This window comes from Micromonospora sp. NPDC005172, assembly GCF_040608555.1.
In the GTDB taxonomy this organism is placed as follows: Bacteria; Actinomycetota; Actinomycetes; order Mycobacteriales; family Micromonosporaceae; genus Micromonospora.
The window spans coordinates 26,457-44,793 of record NZ_JBEXIL010000049.1; the positions used below are offsets into that span (position 1 = coordinate 26,457).

At 71.4% G+C, this 18,337-nt stretch carries 17 protein-coding genes; 10 read left to right on the plus strand and 7 right to left on the minus strand.

Annotation, left to right across the window (positions count from 1 at the left end; all coding sequences use genetic code 11):
• The first annotated feature begins 125 nt into the window (after positions 1 to 125).
• The 5 genes from ABZV06_RS26125 to ABZV06_RS26145 all read left to right on the plus strand — a co-directional run bounded on the left by ABZV06_RS26125 (position 126) and on the right by ABZV06_RS26145 (position 5,041).
• On the plus strand, positions 126 to 1,265 hold the full coding sequence (locus ABZV06_RS26125; RefSeq protein WP_355624791.1) for an alpha/beta hydrolase: 1,140 nt from the start codon (positions 126 to 128) through the stop codon (positions 1,263 to 1,265).
• Positions 1,266 to 1,385: 120 nt separating this feature from the next.
• A complete protein-coding gene (locus tag ABZV06_RS26130) occupies positions 1,386 to 3,176 on the plus strand; it encodes a 3-hydroxybutyryl-CoA dehydrogenase (RefSeq protein ID WP_355624793.1) in 1,791 nt (596 codons plus the stop codon).
• A 113-nt stretch (positions 3,177 to 3,289) separates the two neighbouring features.
• Positions 3,290 to 3,790 (plus strand): hypothetical protein, encoded by a 501-nt coding sequence (locus tag ABZV06_RS26135; protein WP_355624795.1) that lies wholly within the window; start codon positions 3,290 to 3,292, stop codon positions 3,788 to 3,790.
• Positions 3,791 to 3,853: 63 nt separating this feature from the next.
• The gene (locus tag ABZV06_RS26140) at positions 3,854 to 4,177 is read left to right on the plus strand and encodes a hypothetical protein (RefSeq protein WP_355237558.1); all 324 of its coding nucleotides are present in this window, start codon (positions 3,854 to 3,856) and stop codon (positions 4,175 to 4,177) included.
• A 66-nt stretch (positions 4,178 to 4,243) separates the two neighbouring features.
• A complete protein-coding gene (locus tag ABZV06_RS26145; protein ID WP_355624797.1) occupies positions 4,244 to 5,041 on the plus strand; it encodes an alpha/beta hydrolase in 798 nt (265 codons plus the stop codon).
• 3 nt (positions 5,042 to 5,044) lie between these two features.
• Here the strand turns inward: ABZV06_RS26145 and ABZV06_RS26150 are convergent, their stop codons facing one another.
• The 3 genes from ABZV06_RS26150 to ABZV06_RS26160 form a co-directional block, all read right to left on the minus strand.
• Entirely contained in the window at positions 5,045 to 6,151 is a 1,107-nt protein-coding gene (locus ABZV06_RS26150; RefSeq protein WP_355237656.1) for an AI-2E family transporter, read from the minus strand.
• Between the two features lie 83 nt (positions 6,152 to 6,234).
• Positions 6,235 to 6,423, minus strand: coding sequence for a DUF397 domain-containing protein (locus tag ABZV06_RS26155; RefSeq protein WP_355237563.1), 189 nt, complete (start codon positions 6,421 to 6,423; stop codon positions 6,235 to 6,237).
• Positions 6,414 to 7,106, minus strand: a complete 693-nt coding sequence (locus tag ABZV06_RS26160) for a DUF5753 domain-containing protein (RefSeq protein WP_355624799.1) — start codon at positions 7,104 to 7,106, stop codon at positions 6,414 to 6,416. The genes ABZV06_RS26155 and ABZV06_RS26160 overlap by 10 nt, the downstream gene beginning before the upstream one ends.
• A 260-nt stretch (positions 7,107 to 7,366) precedes the next feature.
• Between ABZV06_RS26160 and ABZV06_RS26165 the strand changes: the two genes are divergently transcribed.
• Complete coding sequence (locus ABZV06_RS26165; protein WP_355237659.1) at positions 7,367 to 7,696, plus strand: hypothetical protein; 330 nt, start codon at positions 7,367 to 7,369, stop codon at positions 7,694 to 7,696.
• Positions 7,697 to 7,785: 89 nt separating this feature from the next.
• Here ABZV06_RS26165 and ABZV06_RS26170 read toward each other — a convergent pair whose 3' ends face one another.
• The 4 genes from ABZV06_RS26170 to mce all read right to left on the minus strand — a co-directional run bounded on the left by ABZV06_RS26170 (position 7,786) and on the right by mce (position 13,680).
• Positions 7,786 to 9,861, minus strand: a complete 2,076-nt coding sequence (locus ABZV06_RS26170) for a hypothetical protein (protein WP_355624801.1) — start codon at positions 9,859 to 9,861, stop codon at positions 7,786 to 7,788.
• Between the two features lie 177 nt (positions 9,862 to 10,038).
• Complete coding sequence (locus ABZV06_RS26175; protein WP_355237572.1) at positions 10,039 to 11,301, minus strand: cell division protein DivIVA; 1,263 nt, start codon at positions 11,299 to 11,301, stop codon at positions 10,039 to 10,041.
• Positions 11,302 to 11,586: 285 nt separating this feature from the next.
• Positions 11,587 to 12,942 carry a crotonyl-CoA carboxylase/reductase gene (gene ccrA / locus ABZV06_RS26180; RefSeq protein WP_355624807.1) on the minus strand — a complete coding sequence of 452 codons (1,356 nt, stop codon included), beginning with the start codon at positions 12,940 to 12,942 and terminating at the stop codon, positions 11,587 to 11,589.
• 264 nt (positions 12,943 to 13,206) lie between these two features.
• The gene (gene mce, locus ABZV06_RS26185; protein ID WP_355237578.1) at positions 13,207 to 13,680 is read right to left on the minus strand and encodes a methylmalonyl-CoA epimerase; all 474 of its coding nucleotides are present in this window, start codon (positions 13,678 to 13,680) and stop codon (positions 13,207 to 13,209) included.
• Between the two features lie 62 nt (positions 13,681 to 13,742).
• Here mce and ABZV06_RS26190 point away from each other — a divergent pair, with 62 nt between their 5' ends.
• The 4 genes from ABZV06_RS26190 (at position 13,743) to ABZV06_RS26205 (ending at position 18,290) form a co-directional block, all read left to right on the plus strand.
• Positions 13,743 to 14,927 carry an acetyl-CoA C-acetyltransferase gene (locus ABZV06_RS26190; protein ID WP_355624803.1) on the plus strand — a complete coding sequence of 395 codons (1,185 nt, stop codon included), beginning with the start codon at positions 13,743 to 13,745 and terminating at the stop codon, positions 14,925 to 14,927.
• A gap of 17 nt (positions 14,928 to 14,944) precedes the next feature.
• On the plus strand, positions 14,945 to 15,928 hold the full coding sequence (meaB, locus tag ABZV06_RS26195) for a methylmalonyl Co-A mutase-associated GTPase MeaB (RefSeq protein ID WP_355237583.1): 984 nt from the start codon (positions 14,945 to 14,947) through the stop codon (positions 15,926 to 15,928).
• A gap of 154 nt (positions 15,929 to 16,082) precedes the next feature.
• The gene (locus ABZV06_RS26200) at positions 16,083 to 16,496 is read left to right on the plus strand and encodes an Asp23/Gls24 family envelope stress response protein (protein WP_355237586.1); all 414 of its coding nucleotides are present in this window, start codon (positions 16,083 to 16,085) and stop codon (positions 16,494 to 16,496) included.
• 105 nt (positions 16,497 to 16,601) lie between these two features.
• Positions 16,602 to 18,290, plus strand: coding sequence for a methylmalonyl-CoA mutase family protein (locus ABZV06_RS26205; RefSeq protein ID WP_355624805.1), 1,689 nt, complete (start codon positions 16,602 to 16,604; stop codon positions 18,288 to 18,290).
• Positions 18,291 to 18,337 lie beyond the last annotated feature (47 nt).

Sequence of the window (18,337 nt, forward strand, 5' to 3'; positions counted from 1 at the left end):
GCCGTAGTCCACCGGTAGCGGCGCGGTGATGGCCGCGCCGCTACCGGTCGGCCACACCGGCAAGCACCGCCACGTGGCCGGTCGACACCTGGACCGGCGGGGACCGGCGTGGCAGCATGCCGCGGATGGAAACCGAGCAGAGGGTCGTGACGGCGAACGGCACCACCCAGGCGGTACGGGTGGCCGGTCCGCCGGACGGCACTCCGGTGCTGCTGGTCCACGGCAACTGCTCCTCCGCGCTGTTCTGGGAGCCCCTGATCCGGCGGCTGCCACCGACGCTGCGGGTCGTCGCTCCCGACCTACGCGGATTCGGCGACTCGGCGACCGCGCCGGTGAACGCCACCCGGGGCCTGCGGGACTTCGCCGACGACGTGGCCGCCCTGCTGGACGACCCGACGCTCTTCCCCAGCACCCGGCACGGCAGCGCCGGGGGTGGCAGCGCCGAGTCCCGCCGCGCCGAGTCCCGCCGCGCCGACACCGGCAGCGCTGGGGTCCGGCCGGTCGTGGTCGGGCACTCCCTCGGTGGGGGAGTGGCCATGCGACTGCTGGTCGACCATCCGCACCGGGTGGGGGCGCTGCTGCTGGCCGCGCCCGTGTCGCCGTACGGTTTCGGTGGCACGCGCGACCTCGTCGGCACGCCGGCCACCCCGGACTTCGCGGGCACCGGCGCGGCCAGGGTGAACGAGGACTTCGTCGCCCGACTCGCAGCCGGCGACCGGAGCGTCGACGTGCCGACCAGCCCACGCGCCGTGCTCCGGGCGACCTACGTGGCCGATCCCGCCGCGCTGGGCGAGGACGAGGAGTTGCTGTTGGACAGCATGCTCTCCACCGCCACCGGGGACGACAACTACCCGGGCACGGCGGTGGAGTCGGAGAACTGGCCAGGCGCCGGGCCCGGGAAGCGGGGCGCGCTCAACGCGCTCGCGCCGACCTGGTTCCGGATCGCCGACGAGTTGGTGTCCGTCGCGGAGAAGCCGCCGGTCACCTGGGTACGCGGGGACGCCGACGTGATCGTCTCGGACACCTCGCTGCTCGACCTGGCGTACCTGGGTTCGCTGGGTCTCGTGCCCGGTTGGCCCGGCGCGGACACCCGCCCGCCGCAGCCGATGGTCGGCCAGACCCGGACGGTGCTGGAGCGGTACGCGGCGGCCGGCGGGTCGTACCGCGAGGTGGTGTTGCCCGGCTGTGGACACAGCCCGCACCTGGAACGCCCGGCGGAGTTCGTGACGGAGCTGCTGGCGCTGACCGACGCGCAGGCCGCGTAGGGGCGCACCGTGGGTGAAATATGCCACGGCGTCTCGACAACCCTGGGTCACGTGGCAGACTCGCGCGCAAAGCCTTAGCGGCCGTTCAGTGGCCGTGCGGAGTGTCTGGGGAGGCCGGTCGTGGCGCGCGAGTTCAGCACCGTGGGTGTCGTGGGGCTGGGCACCATGGGTGCCGGCATCGTCGAGGTCTTCGCCCGCAACGGTGTCGACGTCGTCGCGGTCGAGATCTCCGAGCCGGCGCTGGAGCGCGGGCGGGCCACCCTCACCAGCTCCACCGATCGTGCCGTGGCCAAGGGCAAGCTCGCCGTGGCGGACCGGGACGCGCTGCACGAGCGGGTGCACTTCGAGGTCGGGCTGGACGCGTTGCGTTCGGTGGACCTGGTCATCGAGGCGGTCCCCGAGCACCTGGACCTCAAGCAGCGGATCTTCGCGGAGCTGGATCGGGTGTGCCGCCCGGACGCGATCCTGGCCACCAACACCTCGTCGCTGAGCGTCACCGAGATCTCGGTTGCCACCAGCCGGCCCAACCAGGTGATCGGCATCCACTTCTTCAATCCGGCCCCGGTGATGAAGCTGGTCGAGGTGGTCCGCACGGTCGTCACCGCACCCGAGGTGGTCGCCGACGTCGAGGCGCTGTGCGCCCGGCTCGGCAAGGTCGACGTGACCATCAACGACCGGGCCGGCTTCATCGCCAACGCGCTGCTCTTCGGCTACCTCAACCACGCGGTCGGGATGTTCGAGTCGCACTACGCGACCCGGGAGGACATCGACGCCGCCATGAAGCTCGGTTGCGGCCTGCCGATGGGCCCACTGGCGCTGATGGACCTGATCGGCCTGGACACCGCGTACGAGATCCTGGACACGATGTACCGGCGCGGCGGGCGGGACCGTCGGCACGCGCCCGTGCCGCTGCTCAAGCAGATGGTCACGGCGGGACTGCTCGGCCGTAAGTCCGGCCGGGGTTTCTACACCTACGAGCGGCCCGGTTCGCCGAAGGTCGTACCCGACGAGACGACGCCGCGGACGACGGACGCGGCGCTCGCCGACGGCGCGCGGGCCATCACGAAAGTCGGCGTCGTCGGTTCCGGGACGATGGCCACCGGGATCATCGAGGTGTTCGCGAAGGCCGGGTACGAGGTCGTCTCGGTGACCCGTGGCGCGGAGAAGTCCGCGTCGGTCTGCGAGGCGGTGAAGACCTCGCTGAACAAGGGCGTGGTCCGGGGCAAGCTCGCCGAGGTCGACCGGGACGCGGCGCTCGGCCGGATCACCTGGACGGCCACCCTCGACCACCTCGCCGACGTCGACCTGGTCATCGAGGCGGTCGTCGAGGAGTTGAGCGTCAAGAAGGCGCTCTTCGCCAGCCTCGACGAGATCTGCAAGCCGGGCGTGGTGCTGGCCACCACGACCTCGTCGCTGCCGGTTGTCGACGTGGCGATGGCCACCCAGCGGCCGGCCGACGTGGTGGGCCTGCACTTCTTCAACCCCGCGCCGGTCATGCCGCTGGTCGAGGTGGTCCGGACCATCCGCACCTCACCGGAGGCCACCGCCACCGCGCGGGCGGTCTGCGCCGCGCTGGGTAAGACCGCTGTGGTCTGCGGCGACCGGTCCGGGTTCATCGTCAACGCGCTGCTCTTCCCGTACCTGAACGACGCGGTCAAGATGCTGGAGGCCAGCTACTCCACGGCCGACGACATCGACCACGCCATGAAGCTGGGCTGCGGCTACCCGATGGGGCCGTTCGAGCTGCTCGACGTGGTGGGGCTGGACGTCTCCCTGGCGATCCAGCGCGAGCTGTACCTGGAGCTGCGTGAGCCGGGCTTCGCACCCGCGCCGCTGCTGGAACACCTGGTCACCGCCGGCTACCTGGGCCGCAAGGCCCGCCGCGGCTTCCGCGACCACTCGCACCGCTGACCGGGTCAACGCCGAAGGGTCCAGGCCGCGTCTACAGGATGTGACCTTCGAGGAGTACGTCGGCAGTCGTGGCCCGGCCCTGATGCGGCTGGCGCGGCTGTTGACTGGTCACGATGTGGCAGCCCGCGCCGGGCCTCTACGCCCGTGCCGTCCTGCCGAACGGGAACGCGGCAGCGCTGGAGCGGGCGGTCGGGGCCCTGCGCTGGAACCAGGCCCGACGCTGCCAGGCGCCGCTTCGGCTCACCTCCCTGCCCGAGGGATCGAGGGTCACCGGCTGCGCGGTCGACATCGCCTCGTATCCCCGGCTGGTCACCGCCCGACTCGCCCTCCAACGAGCCGACACCGAGATCATGACGGTCGAGTACCGGTACGCCAGCTCGGCGGGTACCTCCACGACGTCGGACCGGACCATCGCCGGCCGTCCGGCGCTGTTGACCGCGAAGGGGACGAGGCTGGAGTTGATCGGCATTCCCCGGACCACGGTCCTCGCCGACTTCGGTTGGCCCTGGCAGGGGGAACCGCCGGCGCACATCTTCACCGAGGCGGACGCGACCAGCGTGCTGGCGGGAGCGCAGGTCACCGCTGACCCGACGCGGCCGGAGAGCTGGAAGTGATCCCGGCCCGGGCGGGCCGGCCGAAGGGCCGCCCCGCCCGAGGCGGCCGTACGCTTGGTGACTGTGAGCCCCCGTCGCAACCGCCCTCGCCGGGACGAGAACGCCAACCTGGACGCCGACCGGGCCCGCCAGGGCGTTGCCTCGGTGCAGCAGTGGACCGACGGCGCCTGGCAGGTACGCGGGATCGGGGCGGGCGCGTCGGTCAAGACGTACCGCTGTCCCGGTTGTGACCAGGAGATCCGACCCGGCGTGGCGCACCTGGTGGCCTGGCCGGCCGACGGTCTGGGCGACCTGACCGACCGCCGGCACTGGCACAGCGGCTGCTGGCGTGCCCGGGAGCGGCGCGGGCCGGCGGTGCGGCGCGGCCGGGGCGCGCCGCGTTACTGAGCGATCTGAATCACCCTGTTCGTGCCTCGGTGGGCGGCGGCGGCGACTTCGCGACAGACTTGGGCGGTGAGCACAGCGATCCGCGCGTCGTCGATCCTGCCCGGCCGCCGGGAGGACATCGAGCTGCACACCGCCGACGGGCTACGGCTGGTCGGCGAGCTGGCCCTGCCGGCCGACCGGCCACCGGCGGCCACCCTGGTCTGCCTGCACCCGCTGCCCACGCACGGCGGGATGATGGACAGCCACGTTTTCCGCAAGGCGGCGTGGCGGCTGCCCGCGCTGGCCGACCTGGCCGTGCTGCGGTTCAACACCCGGGGCACGAGCAGTGTGCGCGGCACGAGCGAGGGCGCCTTCGACGGCGCGGTGGGCGAGCGCTACGACGTGGCCGCCGCCATCGAGTACGCGGAGTTCGCCGAACTGCCCAACATCTGGCTGGTCGGGTGGTCGTTCGGCACCGACCTGGCCCTCAAGTACGGCTGCGACCCGGCCGTGGCCGGTGCGATCCTGCTCTCCCCGCCGCTGCGCTTCTCCGCGCCGGACGACCTGGCGACCTGGGCCGCGTCCGGTCGTCCGCTGGTGGCGCTGGTACCCGAGTTCGACGACTACCTGCGCCCGGTCGAGGCCCGGGAGCGGTTCGCGGCGGTCCCGCAGGCCGAGGTGGTCGGGGTGCCCGGCGCGAAGCACCTCTGGGTGGGTGACGCGGAGACGGTGCTCGACGAGATCGTCAAGCGGGTCAACCCGGCCGTCGACGTACCCCTGCCGACGACCTGGGACGGGCCGATGGAGGCGGGCGACGTCAGCGCGTACGCCGACCGGACGGTGGCCGCCTTCGCCGACACCCCCGTCCCCGGCCCGGCCGACTGATCGTCAGTTCCGCTCCTGACGGGGGAGCACCACCTCACGCAGGATCAGTTGCAGTGCCGCCACCGTGGGGATGGCGATCAGCGCGCCCACCACGCCCAGCAGGGCCACGCCGAGCAGCGCGCCCAGCAGGGCGGCCACCTCGTTGACCTCCACCGAGCGCCGCATCACCTTCGGGTAGATCAGGTAGTTCTCGACCTGCTGGTAGATGAGGAAGAAGATCGCACAGGCGATGCCCGTGGGCAGGTCGGCGGCGAAGCCGACCAGGCTCACGATCACCGCGCCCAGGGTCGCCCCGATCTGCGGGATGAGGTCGGTGACCGCGACGACCACCGCCAGTGCGAACGGGTACGGCAGACCGACGATCAGGGCGAAGACGAAGGTCGTCGCGCCGGCCAGCACCGCGATGCTCAGCGCGCCGACCATGTACGCGCCCACCTTGGTGAGGATCGCGTCGCCGATCAACGCCGCCCGCTCGCGGCGCGACCGGGGGACCAGCGCGTAGCCCAGGGAGCGCAGCTTGTCGAAGTAGGCCAGGAAGTAGATGGTCAGCACCAGCACGGTCAGCGTCCGGAACACCGTGCCGAAGATCAGTTGGGCCCCGCCGAGCACCCCGCCGAGCGCTCTGCCGATGGTGTCGGCGTTGGCCGCGCCCTGCACCCGCTCCACGACGTCGTACCGCTCCACCAGGTCGTTGACTGTGGGATTGCGGCGCAACTCGTCGAGCAGACTCGGGATCTGGTCGATGAACTGCCCGGACTGCGTCACGATCGGCGGGACCAGCGCCACCACGCCCCCGCACAGCAGCAGTACCACGGTCAACGCCACCGCCGTCACCGCCAGACCGTGGGGAACCCCCCAGGTGCGCAGGCGCACGACCGCCGGGTTGAGGCCCACCGCGAGGAAGAGCGCGATCACCACCAGGACGAGAATGCCGCCGGCATTCCGAATCCCCAGATAGAGGGTGTACGCCAGCAGCACGCCCAACGCGCCGGTGAAGCCGACCAGGAAGCTGCTGCGCCGCAGTGGACGCCCCGGGGTGCCGAACTTTCCCGACGGGACCGCCGGAGGCTCGTCCGGGTCGATTCCCGGGGCCGGTACCGGCACGGGCACGGGTGCCTGGGCCGAGGAGGACTCGGGGGTCACGTCCGGTTCGTCGCCGGACGGGTCATGCTGCGGCACCAGGGACCTCCGGCTCAGGCGGTGGGACGACGGGTGGCGGCCACGAACGCCCGCCACGCGGCCGGCGCGAAGACCAACACCGTGCCGGACGGGTCCTTGCTGTCGCGCACCGCCACCACCCCGGGCAGGTTGTCCGCCACCTCGACACACTCACCGTTACCGCTACGGCTGGACGTGCGCCAGAGCGCGCCGGTCAGGTCCATGAGGTCACAACTTCCTTCATCAGTTCGATCGACTGGCGGCGGGACAACGCACTGCTTCTGATCATCTCCCAGCGCGCCAGCAGCGTAGCCACCTCATGGTCGCCATCCACCACGAGACCGTCAATCTGGTGCTCCATGTGCCCAACCCAACCACCGTCGGCACCACGGGCCAGGTTGAACGGCCCGGAGAGGCCGACGTGCAGCCGGACGTCGGCCGGAATGACGTGCAGGCTGACGTGTGGTCGCTCCATGCTGGCGACGAGGTGGGTGAGCTGCTCGACCATCAAACCGCGGATCTCCTCGCCGGCCCGCCGCAGCACCAACTCGTCCACCACCGCCACGAACTGCGGCGGATTCGGCTGCATCAGCAGCGACTGGCGGTCCAGGCGGGCGTGGACCCGGCGTTCCACCTCGTCGTCGCTGAGCAGGTCGTCGCAACGGATCACGGCGCGGGCGTAGTTCTCGGTCTGTAGCAGCCCCGGGATCAGCGTGGGTTGGAAGCACCGCAGTTGGCGGGCGCTGCGCTCGGCGTCCAGCCACGGACGGAACCAGCTCGGCTGACCGTCCCGCTCCGCGAGCTTGAGCAGGTGGACGAGGAGGCCGTCGGTGGTCAGCACCTCGTCGGCGCGGGCCAGGAACAGTCGGTCCAGGGGTCGTTGGCCCAGCTCCAGTGCCGACACCATCGACCCGGAATAGTGGACCAGTCGACGGTGATGCCTTCCGACCGTAGTGGCCTGGTCAGCAGACTGTCACGTACCGGATCGTGCGGCTGTCGTCGCCTCAAGCCCTGTCCCCGGCGGCGCAACCGTTTCCAGTCGAGGAGGTACCCATGCCCAGTTCTCGCCGTGCCGGTCGCGCGCTGCCCGGCACCGCGGCGCCCCGGTCGAGATGCACGCCGTCGGGCCCTGGAACGGGTGACCGGGGCCGTACGCCGGCATCAAGGCTGCCGCAGCCGCGACTTGGGCCGTACCCCGCGTTCCCCCGGCCCTGCGGTGCGCGGACGCCGCACACCCCGCTGCGACCCATGTGGTGCTGTCGGGCCGACGGTCGACCATGGCCCTGTGCGGACGCCCGGCTGCTGCTCAAGGCCGAGTTCGACGAAGATCCTGCCGCGCTGACCATCTATCTGGCCGGGCTCTACCACGAGGCAGCACACGACCTCTACCAGCTCAATCCCTACGACGGGCCGACGCCCAGGGAGTTGTTCGAACGTTTCGTGGCGTGGGGGCCGTTCCGCCGCCCGATCATCGATCCACCCCCGCACGTCAGCTAGACCATGCCGGCTCCGTGCAGATCGTGGACAGTTTCCGTCACGTGCCAACGGAAACTGTCCACGATCTCGATGCTCGGTGTGGGCGCCCGTCAGTCCTTCTCGATCGTGACCTTGCTGGGCTTGGCGCTGCGCTCGTCGGTGGTCGGCTTGCTGGGGCGCTTGCCGTTCTCGCCGGTGCTGGTGATCCTGGTCGGCTTGGCGCCCCGGCCACCCTCGCCCGGAACGGCCGCCACCGTCGGCTCACCGTCGACCCCGGCGCTGGCCGTGCCACCGTCGACAGTGGTCACCGGCTCGGCCACCGGTCGCGTGGTGGACTGCCCGGCCTCGTCGGCGCTGGCGTTCACCGGCTGCGCAACGCCGTCGGGCGCGGCCTTGAGACCACCGGCCGCACCGTCACCGTCGGCCGGGCCGTTCCCGCCACCGGCCGCCACGGTCGCGGGTACGGCGGAAGCCTCGCCGGTCGCCGGCGCGTCGTCGGGGCGATCGCCCGCCGCCGGCGCGGTCGGACCGTCGATCGGGCCGGTGGTGCTGTGCAGCCGCACTTCGGCCATCTGCCGCTCGATCTCGTCGGACTCCTGCCGGGCCTTCCAGGTCTCCTGCCGCAGGTCGGCGAGCTGCTGCTGAGCCTGCGCGATCTCCAACATCACGTGCGCGAGCTGCTGCCGGCCCGCCGCCGACTCCTGCTGCGTCGCCGCCAGGTGCTGCTGCGTGGTCGCGAGGTGCTGCTGGGTGGTGGCCGCGTACTCCTCGAACTGGCGACGCGAGGCCGCGACGTGCTCGTCGGCCTTGCGGCGCTTGTCGGCCGCCTCGGTCTCGGCGCGGCTCAGCAACTCGGCGGCCTCGGTCTCGGCGCGCTGGCGCAGGCTCGTCGCGTCCGCCTCGGCCGCCTGGCGGATCGCGTCCGCGCCCTGCTCGATCTCGTTCTTGCGGGTGGTGTACTCGGTCTCCAGCTCGTCGCGGCGCGCGGTGTACGTGGACTCCAGCTCGTCGCGGCGCGCGGTCCAGCCCGACTTCAGCTCCTGCTGGCGGGACTCGTGCTGCTTGTCCAGCTCGTCGTGGCGCTTGGCGAACTCCTGCTCGGCGGTGGACCGTCGCTCGGCCAGTTCCCGATCGGCCGCCTCGCGCCGGGAGTTGACCTCCTGCTCCACGCCGGCCCGCCAGGCGCCCAGCTCCTGCTGCGTCTGCGCCCGGGACTGCTGCACGTACGCCTCGGTCTCGCTGCGCATGCGCTGGACGTACGCCTCGGTCTCCGCCCGGCTGCGCTTGGCCGCCTCGGACGCCTGCGTGGCGACCCGCTCGGCCTCCTGCTGGGCCTTGGCCCGGGTGGCCCGGCCGGCCATCGACGCGTCGTCGATGATCTGCTTGGCCTCCTGCTGCGCCTTGGCGTGGGTCGCCCGGCCCGCCTCGGTCGCCGTGTCGGTGAGCCGCTTGGCCTCCTGCTGGGCCTTGGCGTGCACCTCCTTGGCGGCCTCGCGCAGCTCGGCGGCCTCCTGGCGGGCGGTGGCCAGCGCCTCGCGGGCCGCCTCGCGCAGCTTGGTGGCCTCCTGCTGGGCGCGGGTGTGGATCTCCTTGGCGGTGTCCCGTAGCTGGGTGGCCTCCTGCTGGGCCTTGGCCAGCTCGTCCTGCGCCGTCTTGCGCAGCTGCGCCGATTCGTCCTTGGCCGAGCGCAGGGTCGCGTCCGCCTCCGCGCGGCGGGAGGCGCTGTGCCGCTCCTCCTCCTGACGCCGAGCGGCGAGAGCGATCTCGAAGTCCTTCAATGCCCGGGCGGCCTGCTCGCGGGCTTCCTCGATGATGTGCTCGGCGGCTGCCCGGCGGGCGTCGATCTCCTCGTTGGCCGCGGACAGGATCTGCTCGGCCTGCTCCTCGGCGAGGGTGAGGATCGACTCGACGCGGGGGCCCAGGTGCCGGAAGGAGGCCCTGTCGACCACGTTCATCTGCTTGCGGACCTGGGTCAGATCCCGTTGCAGAACCTCGACCTGGCCGGCGAGCTTGTGGATCTGTGTATAGGCCTGTTCCCGTTCTGCGGCGAGGGTCGCGATCTCGTGCTCGGCACGCGCGACATACCGGTCAACCTGTTTCTTCTCGTACCCCCGCAGAGCGGACTCGAAGCTGGGCTCCGTGGTCACATCCCCGCCGAGAGCGAACAGTTCCTCGCCGTGCGACATGCCCCCATCCTCACACGCATCGCCCCCTGCTGGGGCGATACGGACGCCCCTTGTGGGACCTACTTCACTCCGTGGCGAGGGCACCACGCCAAGGGTTGGGAAACGCACACGGCGCGAGGTCACACCGGTTACCCGGTGTCACCTCGCGCCGCCGATGCCCCAACCTGACGCCTCGCGTCAGCCGGCGGTCTCCGCGGTCACCCGCTCCTGAGCACCGTCGGTCTTCTTCGCCTCCGGCTTGGCCGCCGGGGCAGCCGCTGCCGGCATGCCGGGCACGATGCCGGCGAGCCCGGAGAGCATCTGCCCGAGCTGCGAGGTGACCGCGTCCTTCTGCCGGGTGAGGTCCTCGACCTCGCGGCGGGCGGCCTGCGTGGTCAGCTCGGCCTCGGTGCGAGCCTCGCTGAGCAGGCGCTGCGACTCGGCCTTGGCCTCGTTGAGCGTCTTGTCGGAGAGCGCCTTGGCCTTGTCGATCGTCTCGTTGGCGTGGCGCTCCGACTCGACCCGGCGGGCCTCGGCGCGCTGCTCGATCTCCTTGGCGCGCTCCTGGGCGGCACGGGCGCGCTGCTCGGCCTCGCTGACCATCTTCTGGGTCTGGGAGACCTGGGCGGCGTGTCGCTCGGACTCCTCGCGCTCGGCCTTCTCGCGCCGCTCGGCGAGTTGCAGCTCCAGAGCCTGGAGGTCCTTGTCGCGCTTGTCGCGCGCGTCGGTGAGCAGCTTGGTGGCCTCGGCGCGCTTCTCCTCGGCCTCGCGGGCGGCCTTCGAGCGGTGCTGGGTGATCTCGCGCTCGGCGGTGGCCCGCAGGGTGGCCACCTCCCGCTCGACTGTCGACTTCAGCTCGGCGACCTCGTGGGCCGTGACGGTCCGGAGCTGCTTGGTCTCACGGTCCGCGTCAGCGCGCAGCGTGTCGGCCTCACGGCGGGCCTGCACCCGGACCTCGGCGGCCTCGCGCTCGGCGGCGGTGCGCAGGTTGCCTGCCTCGCGTTCGGCGCTGGCCTTCATCGCGGCGGCTTCGGCGCGGGCCTTGTCCGTGATCTCCCGGGCCTCGAGGCGGGCGGCGGAGAGAATGCCCTCCGACTCGCGCTTGGCCTCGTTGCGGTGGTCGTTGGCCTGCTCCTCGGCGAGCCGGAGGATCTGCTCGACGCGGGTGCCGAGCCCGGACAGGGTGGGTCGGCTGTTCTCTTCGAGCTGCTTGTTGGTGTCGGTGAGCTTCTGCTCCAGCGCACTCATGCGCTGCTCGGCCTGGCGGAGACGACGCTGGGCGTCGTTCATCCGCTGCTCGGCCTCGGCACGGGCCTGCTCGGACTGGGTCAGCGCGGCGGTCATCCGGCCGATGAAGTCATCGACCTGGTGAGTGTTGTATCCGCGCAGGCCAACGGTGAAATCTGGCTGCGAGTTCGCGTTATCGAAGAACGCGAGAGGGGAGGACTGCTGCTGGGGCATTGGGACATACTGGCAGACGCCCCAGGGTGCTTCGCAAGAGCGGTACGAAGCTTTCGTGTCCTCTTTACATGGTCAACTGCCCTGGCCCGCGAGGCCGGACCAATCGGCGATCTTGGCAGGTCCCGGGCGGGACGGACGCCACGCAGCGTGACGCGAAAAAGGGCCACGGGTGTGTCCCGTGACCCTTTGTTCGACCCGGATGGGTTCGAGCTAATGCGGGTGGAAGAACAATGGCCGATCACCGCATTGGCCATCGGGTGCTCATCCGTCCGGCCGGTGCCTCGCTCAGTGCCCCCGGAACCGGTTGATCGCTTCCTCGTGCCGCGCCCGCAACTCCCCGTCGCGGACGCCCAGCCCGTCCGTGGGCGCGAGGCAGCGCACGCCGACCTTGCCCTGGTGCGCGTTGCGGTGCACCTCGTACGCGGCCTGACCGGTCTGCTCCAGCGGGTAGGTGCGGGACACCGTCGGGTGCACCTTGCCGAGCGCGACGAGCCGGTTGGCCTGCCACGCCTCGTGGTAGTTGGCGAAGTGGCTGCCCACGATGCGCTTGAGGTGCATCCACAGGTAGCGGTTGTCGTACTGGTGCTGGAAACCGCTCGTGGACGCGCAGGTGACGATGGTGCCGCCGCGCCGGGCCACGTAGACGCTCGCGCCGAACGTCTCCCGACCCGGGTGCTCGAAGACGATGTCCGGGTCCTCGCCGCCGGTCAGCTCGCGGATGCGCTCACCGAACCGCCGCCACTCGTCCGGGTCCTGGGTCTCCTCGTCCTTCCAGAACCGGAACCCCTCGGCGGCCCGGTCGATGACCAGCTCGGCGCCCATGCTGCGGCACAGCTCGGCCTTCTCCGGCGAGGAGACGACGCAGACCGGGATCGCGCCGCCGTTGAGGGCCATCTGGGTGGCGTACCCGCCGAGGCCGCCGGACGCGCCCCAGATCAGCACCACGTCGCCCTGCTTCATCTGGGCGCCGTGGTGGGACACCAACTGCCGGTACGCGGTCGAGTTGACCAGCCCCGGGCTGGCCGCCTCCTCCCAGCTCAGGTGACGCGGCTTGGGCATCAGCTGGTTGGCCTTGACCACGGCCAGCTCGGCCAGCCCACCGAAGTTGGTCTCGAAGCCCCAGATCCGCTGCTGCGGGTCGAGCATGGTGTCGTCGTGTCCGGCGGCGTCCTCCAGCTCGACCGAGAGGCAGTGCGCGACGACCTCGTCGCCGGCCGCCCACCGGGTCACGCCGGGACCGGTGCGCAGGACGACGCCGGCCGCGTCCGAACCGACCACGTGGTACGGCAGGTCGTGGCGGCGGGTCAGCTCGGACACCCGGCCGTAGCGCTCCAGGAACCGGAAGGTGGACACCGGCTCGAAGATGCTGGTCCACACCGTGTTGTAGTTGATCGCGCTGGCCAGCACGGCGATGAGCGCCTCGCCCGGCCCGAGTTCCGGCGTCGGCACCTCCTGCACGTGCAGCGCCTTGCGGGGATCCTTGTCCCGGGTCGCCATGCCGTCGAACATCCGGGACTCCTCGGCGCGGACGACCACGCCTCGGTAACTCTCCGGTACGGGCAGTTTGGCGACGCCGCCCAGTTCTCGGTCCGGGTCGTTCGATTCCTCCGCCGCCATGATCGCTTCGAGGATGTCCTGCACGGTGACCTCCGGTTCGTCCCCGCACCCGCGCGGGCCCGGGTGCTGCCATCGTCGGCGCCGGTGGGACGCGACCGCCATGTCGGCATTCGACACATCCGGCACCGGCCGCGCTCCTGTGGGCCGGGACGTTACTGAACGGTAGCTAAAGCCGGAAGTCCTCTGTGAAAAACTGCATCGGCCGATGCGTGAAGATGCCCGACCAGCGCGTCAACCGCGCACCGACGCGCGTCGCCCGCCCTCGGCAGGGGCGGGCGACGAGATCCGTCAGTGCGTCGCGGCGGGCTCCACCAGTTCGACGAGGACGCCGCCCGCGTCCTTCGGGTGCACGAAGTTGATCCGGCTGTCCGCGGTGCCGCGCCGCGGCTCGTCGTAGAGCAGGCGCATCCCCCGCTCGCGCAGTGCCGCGCAGGCCGCGTCGATGTCCGCCACGGTGTACGCGACCTGCTGCACGCCGGGTCCGTTGCGATCCAGGAATTTCGCGATCGTGGACTCCGGGGTGAGCGGGGCGAGCAGCTGCACGCAGCCGCCCTCGGTGGTCGGTCCGACGGCCAGCATCGCTTCCCGTACGCCCTGCTCGGCGTTGGTCTCGACGTGTACGCAGCGCATCCCGAAGGTCCGCTGGTAGAAGTCGATGGCGGCATCCAGGTCGGCGACGGCGATGCCGACGTGGTCAATCTTGCGAAGTCCGATGTCTGTGACGTAGTCCGCACCGGGCTCGACGGGGGAGTTCTCTGCCATGGCGCTAGTCTGGCCGAACAATCGTTAAGGCGTACAGCTCGGCACCCCCCTCGGAGGCAGGCATGGCTTCGGTGATCGTCAGCGGCGCGCGGACCCCGATGGGGCGGCTGCTGGGCAACCTCAAGGACCTTCCGGCCACCAAGCTCGGCGGGGTCGCCATCAAGGCCGCTCTGGAGCGGGCCGGTGTCAGCCCCGACCAGGTCCAGTACGTGATCATGGGGCAGGTGCTCCAGGCCGGCGCCGGTCAGATCCCGGCCCGGCAGGCGGCCGTCGAGGCGGGCGTACCGATGTCCGTCCCGGCGCTGACCATCAACAAGGTCTGCCTGTCCGGCCTGGACGCGATCGCTCTTGCCGACCAGCTCATCCGGGCGGGCGAGTTCGACATCGTGGTGGCCGGCGGCATGGAGTCGATGACCAACGCCCCGCACCTGCTGATGGGCCAGCGCACCGGCTACAAGTACGGCGACGTGGTGGTCAGGGACCACATGGCGCACGACGGGCTCAGCGACGCCTGGGACTGCTGCTCGATGGGCGAGTCGACCGAGCGGCTCGGCACGAAGCACGGCATCACGCGCGAGGAGCAGGACGCCTTCGCCGCGGCCAGCCACCAGCGGGCCGCCGCCGCGCAGAAGAACGGCCACTTCGCCGAGGAGATCACCCCGGTGCTGATCCCGCAGCGCAAGGGTGACCCGTTGGTGATCAGCGACGACGAGGGCATCCGCCCGGACACCACCGTCGAGTCGCTGGCCAAGCTGCGCCCGGCCTTCGCCAAGGACGGCACCATCACCGCCGGCAGCTCGTCGCCGATCTCCGACGGCGCCGCGGCGGTCGTCGTGATGAGCAAGGCCAAGGCCAACGAGCTGGGGCTGACCTGGCTGGCCGAGGTCGGCGCGCACGGCAACGTGGCCGGCCCGGACAACTCCCTGCACTCGCAGCCGTCCAACGCGATCAACCACGCCCTCAAGAAGGGTGGCCTGAGCATCGACGACCTGGATCTTATCGAGATCAACGAGGCGTTCGCGCAGGTCGGCATCCAGTCCACCCGCGACCTCGGTGTCAGCCCCGACAAGGTCAACGTCAACGGCGGCGCGATCGCCCTGGGCCATCCGATCGGCATGTCCGGCGCGCGACTCGTACTCACCCTCGCCCTGGAGCTGAAGCGGCGCGGCGGCGGCACCGGCGCGGCGGCGCTCTGCGGCGGCGGCGGCCAGGGCGACGCGCTGATCATCCACGTGCCGGGCCAGTGAGCGAAGGGGCCGAGCGCGTGCCTGCAGCGGGCACCACGTCGGTGCGCCGCAGTCGGGACGTACCGCTGCTGGTCGAGCGGGCCCGCACCGGTGACCCCCGTGCGGTCGCCCGCCTGATCACCCTGGTCGAGAACGGCGACCCGTTGCTGCCGGAGATCGCCGCCGCGCTGGCGCCGTACGCCGGGCAGGCCCAGGTCGTCGGTCTGACCGGCTCGCCCGGCGTGGGCAAGTCGACCACCACCAACGAGCTGGTCCGCGCGCTGCGGGCGCGCGGACACCGGGTCGGCGTGCTGGCGGTCGACCCGTCCAGCCCGTTCACCGGCGGAGCGATCCTCGGCGACCGGGTGCGGATGCAGGACCACGCCACCGACCCGGGCGTCTACATCCGGTCGATGTCCAGCCGGGGCCACCTCGGCGGGCTGGCGGCGGCGACGCCGCAGGCGGTCCGGGTGCTGGAGGGCGCCGGCTGCGACGTGGTGCTGGTGGAGACGGTCGGCGTCGGACAGGCCGAGGTGGAGGTCGCCTCGCTGGCCGACACCACGCTCGTGCTGCTCGCCCCGGGTATGGGCGACGCGATCCAGGCCGTCAAGGCCGGCATCCTGGAGATCGCCGACGTCTTCGTCGTCAACAAGGCCGACCGGGACGGCGTCGACGCCACCGTCCGTGACATCCAGGGCATGATCGCGCTGGGCGAGCGCGGACCGGGCCAGTGGCGACCGCAGGTGGTTCGCGCCATTGCCGCCCGGGGTGAGGGCATCGACGACATCGCCGCCGCCGTCGACAAGCACCGTGGTTGGCTGGTCGAGCACGGCGAGCTGCGTCGCCGGCAGGAGGCGCGGGCCGCCGCCGAGATCGAGGCCATCGCGCTGGGCGCGCTGCGCGCCAGGATCGGTTCCCTGCGCGACGGTACGGAGTTGAGCACGCTCGCCGCCAAGGTCGCCGAGGGCGCGATGGACCCGTACGCGGCGGCGGACGAGCTGCTCGCCCAACTGGCTCGCTGACCCGTGTCGGTCGGCCGCGCCGCGCCGCGCGGCCGGACGCGAAGCACCCTCCGCTTTTAGTAGGCTCGCGGCTCATGGCCGGCAGCGAGCTGCCGCGCAGCGGGCCGACGAGCCGGTCGGTCCACAGTGCACCGGGACCAGGGGAGATGTGATCATGACGGACGCGGTGGAGAACGCCGGTGCGGCGCAGCCCACGACGGGGGCGACCCGGGGCGTGACCTCGGTCTCCGACGAGGTGGTGGAGAAGATCGCCGGCGCTGCCGCCCGCGCCGTGCCCGGCGTCGCCGACCTCGGCGGTGACGTGGCCCGGTTCTTCAACAGCGTGCTCGACAAGGTCGGCCTGGACGAGGTGGGCGACGCCCGCCGGGGCGTCTCGGCCGACGTGAAGGGCACCTCGGCAGTCGTCAACGTGGTCCTGGTGATCGACGCCGGGCACGTCGTGGCCGACGTGACCGAGGCGGTGCGGGCCGCCGTGATCGAGGCGGTGGAGCGGTACGGCCTGACGGTCACGCAGGTCAACGTCACGGTGGACGACATCGAGCTGAAGCAGCCGGGCGCCACCGTCTGACCGTGGGTCGCCTGGTTACCCGCCGGTACGACGTGACTTAGCGATCGTTCAGGCAAGGGCTCTACACTCGAATTCCAGTCCAGGAACCGAGGAGGAGCCCTGCGCATGGACGCCGACGAGATCGACGCCGGACGGGCACGCTGGCAGGCCCGGTACGACTCCGCGCGCAAGCGGGACGCCGACTTCACCACGCTCTCCGGGACGACGGTCGACCCGGTCTACGGGCCGCCCGAGGGCAGCTCCTACCCGGGCTTCGAGCGCATCGGCTGGCCGGGCGAGTACCCGTACACCAGGGGTCTGTATCCCACCGGCTACCGCGGTCGGACCTGGACGATCCGGCAGTTCGCCGGCTTCGGCAACGCCCAGCAGACCAACGAGCGCTACAAGATGATCCTCGGCGCGGGCGGTGGCGGCCTGTCGGTCGCGTTCGACATGCCGACGCTGATGGGGCGCGACTCGGACGACCCGCAGTCGCTCGGCGAGGTCGGGCACTGCGGCGTCGCCATCGACACGGCCACCGACATGCAGGCGCTCTTCGACGGCATCGACCTGGCCGGCGTCACCACCTCCATGACGATCTCCGGCCCGGCCGTGCCGGTCTTCTGCATGTACCTGGTCGCCGCCGAGCGGCAGGGCGCCGACCTGTCCACCCTGGACGGCACCCTCCAGACGGACATCTTCAAGGAGTACATCGCGCAGAAGGAGTGGCTGTTCGACCCCGAGCCGCACCTGCGCCTGATCGGTGACCTGATGGAGTACTGCGCGGCCGAGATCCCGCGCTACAAGCCGCTGTCGGTCTCCGGCTACCACATCCGCGAGGCCGGCTCGACCGCCGCGCAGGAGTTGGCGTACACCCTCGCCGACGGCTTCGGCTACGTGGAGCTGGGTCTGTCGCGCGGGCTGGACGTGAACGTGTTCGCGCCCGGGCTGAGCTTCTTCTTCGACTCGCACCTCGACTTCTTCGAGGAGATCGCCAAGTTCCGTGCCGCCCGCCGGATCTGGGCCCGCTGGCTGCGCGACGTCTACGGCGCCACCAGCGAGAAGGCGCTGTGGCTGCGGTTCCACACGCAGACCGCCGGGGTGTCGCTCACCGCACAGCAGCCGGTCAACAACGTCGTACGCACCGCCGTCGAGGCGCTCGCCGCAGTGCTCGGCGGCACGAACTCGCTGCACACCAACGCCCTGGACGAGACCCTCGCCCTGCCCACCGACGAGTCCGCCGAGATCGCCCTGCGTACGCAGCAGGTGCTGATGGAGGAGACCGGCGTCGTCAACGTGGCCGACCCGCTCGGCGGCTCCTGGTACGTCGAGGCGCTGACCGACAAGATCGAGGCCGAGGCGGAGGAGATCTTCGCCCGCATCCGGCAGCTCGGCGGGGAGGGTCCGCACCAGATCGGCCCGATGACCTCCGGCATCCTGCGCGGCATCGAGGACGGCTGGTTCACCGGCCACATCGCCGAGTCGGCCTTCGTCTACCAGCAGGCCCTGGAGAAGGGCGACAAGAAGATCGTCGGCGTCAACTGCCACACCGGCACGGTCGCCAAGGAGCTGGAGATCCTGCGCATCTCCCACGATGTGGAGCTGGAGCAGCGCCGGGTGCTCGCCGAGCGCAAGAGCGCGCGGGACGAGGCCGCCGTCCGCGCGGCGCTCACCCGGATGATCGGGGCCAGCCGTACCGACGAGAACATGATCCCGGCAATGCTCGACGCCGTACGCGCCGAGGCGACCCTCGGTGAGATCTGCGACGCGCTGCGGGCCGAGTGGGGCACCTACCGCGAACCCGCCCGTTTCTAACCCACCCACCCCCCCCCCCCCGCCCCCCCCCCCCCCCCCGCCCCCCA

Excerpts from the sequence above, each read along its gene's own strand:
- ABZV06_RS26125 (WP_355624791.1), top strand. The coding sequence starts at position 126 with ATGGAAACCGAGCAGAGGGTCGTGACGGCGAACGGCACCACCCAGGCG.
- ABZV06_RS26135 (WP_355624795.1), top strand. The coding sequence starts at position 3,290 with ATGTGGCAGCCCGCGCCGGGCCTCTACGCCCGTGCCGTCCTGCCGAAC.
- ABZV06_RS26155 (WP_355237563.1), bottom strand. The coding sequence starts at position 6,423 with ATGGACCTGACCGGCGCGCTCTGGCGCACGTCCAGCCGTAGCGGTAAC.
- ABZV06_RS26160 (WP_355624799.1), bottom strand. The coding sequence starts at position 7,106 with ATGGTGTCGGCACTGGAGCTGGGCCAACGACCCCTGGACCGACTGTTC.
- ABZV06_RS26170 (WP_355624801.1), bottom strand. The coding sequence starts at position 9,861 with ATGTCGCACGGCGAGGAACTGTTCGCTCTCGGCGGGGATGTGACCACG.
- ABZV06_RS26175 (WP_355237572.1), bottom strand. The coding sequence starts at position 11,301 with ATGCCCCAGCAGCAGTCCTCCCCTCTCGCGTTCTTCGATAACGCGAAC.
- mce (WP_355237578.1), bottom strand. The coding sequence starts at position 13,680 with ATGGCAGAGAACTCCCCCGTCGAGCCCGGTGCGGACTACGTCACAGAC.
- ABZV06_RS26190 (WP_355624803.1), top strand. The coding sequence starts at position 13,743 with ATGGCTTCGGTGATCGTCAGCGGCGCGCGGACCCCGATGGGGCGGCTG.
- ABZV06_RS26200 (WP_355237586.1), top strand. The coding sequence starts at position 16,083 with ATGACGGACGCGGTGGAGAACGCCGGTGCGGCGCAGCCCACGACGGGG.
- ABZV06_RS26205 (WP_355624805.1), top strand. The coding sequence starts at position 16,602 with ATGGACGCCGACGAGATCGACGCCGGACGGGCACGCTGGCAGGCCCGG.